Annotated in this window: 3 protein-coding genes; 1 reads left to right on the forward strand and 2 read right to left on the reverse strand. The window is 70.7% G+C overall.

Annotated features, from left to right (window positions below):
• Positions 1-38 precede the first annotated feature (38 nt).
• Positions 39-1,658, forward strand: coding sequence for an ATP-binding cassette domain-containing protein (locus ACJA3G_RS29820; protein WP_406556152.1), 1,620 nt, complete (start codon positions 39-41; stop codon positions 1,656-1,658).
• 66 nt (positions 1,659-1,724) lie between these two features.
• Here the strand turns inward: ACJA3G_RS29820 and ACJA3G_RS29825 are convergent, their stop codons facing one another.
• The gene (locus tag ACJA3G_RS29825) at positions 1,725-4,115 is read right to left on the reverse strand and encodes a non-reducing end alpha-L-arabinofuranosidase family hydrolase (protein WP_406556153.1); all 2,391 of its coding nucleotides are present in this window, start codon (positions 4,113-4,115) and stop codon (positions 1,725-1,727) included.
• A 368-nt stretch (positions 4,116-4,483) separates the two neighbouring features.
• A partial coding sequence (locus ACJA3G_RS29830) for an AbfB domain-containing protein (RefSeq protein WP_406556154.1) occupies positions 4,484-4,993 on the reverse strand: 510 nt, incomplete at its 5' end.

The following is a 4,993-nucleotide window of genomic DNA, read 5'->3' on the forward strand; positions in this document are numbered from 1 at the left end:
TTGTGCCCCCACCGCGCCGCCCCTGAGGATGGTGAACCATGGGACATCTCGAAGCCTCGCACCTGGAGTACTACCTGCCCGACGGACGGGTGCTGCTCGGTGATGCCTCGTTCCGGGTGGGCGAGGGCACCGTCGCGGCCCTGGTCGGTGCCAACGGCGCCGGGAAGACCACCCTGTTGCGGCTGCTCAGCGGCGAGCTGCGCCCACACGGCGGAACCGTCGGCTCCAGCGGCGGCGTCGGCGTCATGCACCAGTTCGTCGGCTCGGTGCGCGACGAGCGCACCGTGCGCGACCTGCTGGTGTCGGTCGCGCAGCCGAGGATCAGGGAGGCCGCGGCGGCCGTCGACGCGGCTGAGCACCTGATCCTGACGGTGGACGACGAGAGCGCGCAGATGCGGTACGCGCAGGCGCTGAGCGACTGGGCCGAGGCGCGCGGATACGAGGCCGAGACCGTCTGGGACATGTGCACCATGGCCGCGCTCGGCACACCGTACGACCGCGCCCAGTTCCGCGAGGTGCGCACCCTGTCCGGCGGTGAGCAGAAGCGCCTGGTCCTGGAGGCGCTGCTGCGCGGCCCCGACGAGGTGCTGCTCCTGGACGAGCCCGACAACTACCTGGACGTCCCCGGCAAGCGGTGGCTTGAGGAGCGCCTCGCGGAGACCCGCAAGACGGTCCTGTTCATCTCCCACGACCGGGAGCTGCTGGCCCGGGCCGCCCAGCGGATCGTCGCGGTCGAGCCGGGCCCGGCCGGATCCGACGTATGGGTGCACGGCGGCGGCTTCGGCACCTTCCACCAGGCGCGCGAGGAGCGGTTCGCCCGCTTCGACGAACTGCGCCGGCGCTGGGACGAGAAGCGGGCGCAGCTCAAGCGCCTGGTGCAGGACCTCCAGCAGTACGCCGCGCGCAGCGACGAGATGGCCTCGCGCTACCAGGCCGCCAAGACCCGGCTGCGCAAGTTCGAGGAGCTGGGCCCGCCCCCGGAGCCGCCGCGCAAGCAGGACATCCGGATGCGCCTGACGGGCGGCCGGACCGGCGTACGGGCCGTGGAGTGCCGGGAACTGGAGCTCACCGGCCTGATGAAACCGTTCTCCCTGGAGGTCTTCTACGGGGAACGCGTCGCGGTGCTCGGCTCCAACGGCTCCGGCAAGTCGCACTTCCTGCGGCTCCTCGCGGGTGAGGACGTCCGGCACACGGGCACCTGGAAGCTGGGGGCCCGGGTCGTCCCCGGCCACTTCGCCCAGACCCACGCCCACCCCGAACTCATCGGCCGCACCCTGGTCGACATCCTGTGGACCGAGCACGCCAAGGACCGGGGCGGCGCGATGTCGGCCCTGCGCCGCTACGAGCTGGAACGCCAGGGCGACCAGCCCTTCGACAAACTCTCCGGCGGCCAGCAGGCCCGCTTCCAGATCCTGCTCCTGGAACTCGCCGGCACCACGGCGCTGCTCCTGGACGAGCCGACGGACAACCTCGATCTGGAATCGGCGGAAGCCCTCCAGGAAGGCCTGGAGGCGTACGAGGGAACGGTGCTGGCGGTCACCCACGACCGCTGGTTCGCCCGCTCCTTCGACCGCTACCTGGTCTTCGGCTCGGACGGCGTGGTCCGCGAGAGCGCGGAACCGGTGTGGGACGAGCGCCGGGTGGAGCGGGTGCGCTGAGGGTTGAACGGGGAAACCCCAGCCGGACGTACGGCTGGGGTTCCCTCGGGGCGGTGCGTGCCGGGGTCAGCGGCGCAGGGTGAGGACGCCCGGTCGGTACGGCAGCTGGTCGTAGGGGCCGGTCGCCGTGGGCGACTTGCCCTGGTAGAGGAGCTGCAGGTTGCAGGGGTCGACGGTCATGGTCTGGTCGGGGTTGTCGCGGACCAGGTCACCGTGGCTGATGTCGTTGGTCCAGGTGGCCCCGCTGTTGGCCTTGCCCGCGAAGGGGTTGCTCTCGCTCGCCGCCTGCGGGGTCCACGTGCCGCTCAGGCTGGAGGCCGTGAACGAGCGGAAGTAGCGCTGCTCGCTGGCGCCCCGAGCCTCGACGATCATGAGGTACTGGTTCTGGCCCTTGACCTTGTAGACCTGCGGCGCCTCGAACAGGTTCTTCACCGTGTCGCTCATGACCGTGGTGTACGAGGAGCCGAAGTTGCCGGGGAAGTTCCCGATCGGCATGCTCGCCCGGTAGATCTTGCCGTTGTCACCGGCGAAGAACAGGTACATGTTCTGGCCGTCGCCGATCAGCGTCTGGTCGATCGGGGCGCCGCCCGGGATGCTCCCGGTGAACAGCGGCTGCGGCGCGGACCAGCCGTTGGGGTTGGACGGGTCGTTCGACGTGCGGTAGATGAACGGCCACGCGCCCCACTGGTAGGCCAGCACCCAGATCTTCTTGGGCGCGAAGTAGAACAGCGTGGGCGCCACGGCCTTCTGGTTCATCCCGGTCTGGCGCGCCGAGGACATGTCCGACCAGTTGGTGAAGGGCGCGAAGGCCATCGAGCCGTACGACGAACCCGACACGTTCGACCCGTAGACCAGGTGCTTGCCCTGGTACGTCACGCTGGTGAAGTCCTTCAGCGAGGTCCATCCGTTGGCCGGCTGGGCCAGCGCACCCGTCGAGGACCACCGGTACGTGGACGGGAGGGCGCAGGTGCCGCCCGTCGGCGCGGGCGAGGTCGGGGCCGGCGCCGAGGACGGGCCGGTCCACTTCTGGTTGCCGCCGGACCAGCAGGAGTGCAGCTGGATCTTCGTGCCGTTGGCGGTGGCGGCGCCCACGGCGTCGAGGCAGAGCCCGGAGCGGACGCCGGCGATCGTACCGTCGGTGTTGACGTTCCACTGCTGGTCGGCGCTGCCGTCACAGTCCGAGATGACCACCGGGGTGCCGTTGGCGGTGCCCTTGTTCCCGGCGGCCAGGCACTTGTTGCCGTACACCATCAGCTGTTTGCCGGCAGTGTGGGTCCAGCGCTGGTTGGTCTGCCCGTTGCAGTCCCACAGCTGCGCCTGGGTGCCGTTGGCGGTGGAGAAGCCGTTGATGTCGATGCAACGGCCGGAGGCGGCACCCTTGATCTCACCGCCGGAGCCGGGCTCGCCCGGCGTGGTGCCCGACCCGCCGGGGGTGGGGCCCGGTGCGGACTTGAGGGCGTTCATGACGGCGGTGTAGGCGGGCTTGGGGTTGCCGTTGTCGTCGAACAGCAGGGGTTTCTCACCGCCGCGCCAGGAGTCGCGGTCACGGACGCCCCACACCGTGATGCCGTTGCACCGGGCCACGGACAGGCAGGCGTTGACCGCGGTGGCGTAGTGGTCGGGGGAGGCCCCGGCGATGTCCAGCTCGGTGAGCTGCACGTCGACGCCGAGCGCGGCGAAGCCGGACAGGGTGGTCCGGAAGCTGGGCGGCGGCCCGCCGGGCCCGAAGTGGCTCTGGAACCCGACGCAGTCGATCGGCACGCCGCGGGACTTGAAGTCCTTGACCATGCGGTAGACGCCCTGGGTCTTGGCGTCCGTCCAGTTCTCGATGTTGTAGTCGTTGTAGCAGAGCTTGGCCGAGGGGTCTGCCGTACGGGCGGTGCGGAACGCCTCCTCGATGAAGCCGTCGCCCAGCACGTCCTGGAACACCGAGCTGCGGTGCCGCCCGGAGCCGTCGTCGAACGCCTCGTTGACCACGTCCCAGGCGTAGATCTTGCCCTTGTAGTGGGTCATCTCGGTGGTGATGTGGTTCTTCATCACGCCGCGCAGCGTGTTCGCGTCGTGGATGGAGCGGACCCAGGCGGGCAGCTGGGAGTGCCAGACCGTGGTGTGGCCGCGCAGCCGCTGGCCGTTCGCCTGGGCGTGGCTGACGATCCGGTCGGCGGCGCCGAAGGTGAACGTGCCGCGGGACGGCTCGATCGCGTCCCACTTCATCTCGTTCTCCGGGGTCACCATGGTGAACTCCCGGTCCGCGATCGCGGTGTACGCCGGGTCACCGAGCCGGCCGGAGGCCAGGGCGGTACCGAAGTAACGGCCGGAGGGGGCCGCCTGCGTACCCAGGGCGGCGGCTCCGGCGGAGCCGGGCAGGAGCGTCATGGCACCGGCGACCACCGCCGCGGCCGTCACACCGATCACTCCCGCCCGACGGCGCCGGCTGAGCCGGTGCATGCCCTTCATGACTTGCCTCGCGGGTCGTGGATGTGTCGCGTCATGGAAGCGTCTTTCTTCAGGAGATACGTCAACGGTGGGTCGGGGCACCCCTCCCGCCGGCACACCGTGGCGGGCGGAGGGAAGAACACCCCACACAGGGAGGCCGCCGAACTCGCGCCTCCGTAACGGAAATTCGACGCCGCCGGGGAGATGGCCCGGTGATGCATCTCGCAGGAGAAAAGCGTTACGTGGGGCCGTTCGCGCTGGTCGTCCCGGCGGAAGCGCGTGGTGCCTTCAGGTGGCGCCTAAGGCCGGAGAGCCGTCGTGGTCGCCCCTACTCAAGGAACAGCGGGCGGTCAGGAGCGGTTGTCAGGAACGGTTGTCAGGAACGGTTGTCAGGCCCAGGCCCGGCGCAGGACGAAGGAAGCCTGCCCGGCGAAGGCACGGGTGCCGTCGGAGCCGTCGAGCCAGATACCGCCGTCGCGCCGGCGCAGGACCGATCCCGGGTAGTTGTGCGCGTGCAGGGTCACCGACCCGGCGACCGAACCGGGGCTCGCGCAGAAGGTGGCGTCCTCCCGGAACAGGGCGCTGCCGTCGTCGGCGCTCAGCCGCAGCCGCAGTTCACTGTGGCGCAGATAGCGGCCGTCGTCGGCGCGGAAGGTGACGCACCGGCTGTCGGCCAGCCCTCGGACGACCGTGAAGGTGACCCGCCGCCGCGTCCGGGCGTCGCTGGACGCGGAGACCCGGCCGAGGGTCGCGAAGTCGCCGGAGTACGTGAGGTACCGGGCGGGGGCGTCCACCGACTCCAGCGACCACGTGCCCGGCGGAACAGTGCCGGCGGGCGCGGACGGACTCGCCGGGGACGGTCCGGGCGTGGCGGTGGTGTGCGCCGGGGCCGGTGGGGC

Source organism: Streptomyces sp. YS-3, assembly GCF_045257485.1.
GTDB lineage: Bacteria > Actinomycetota > Actinomycetes > Streptomycetales > Streptomycetaceae > Streptomyces.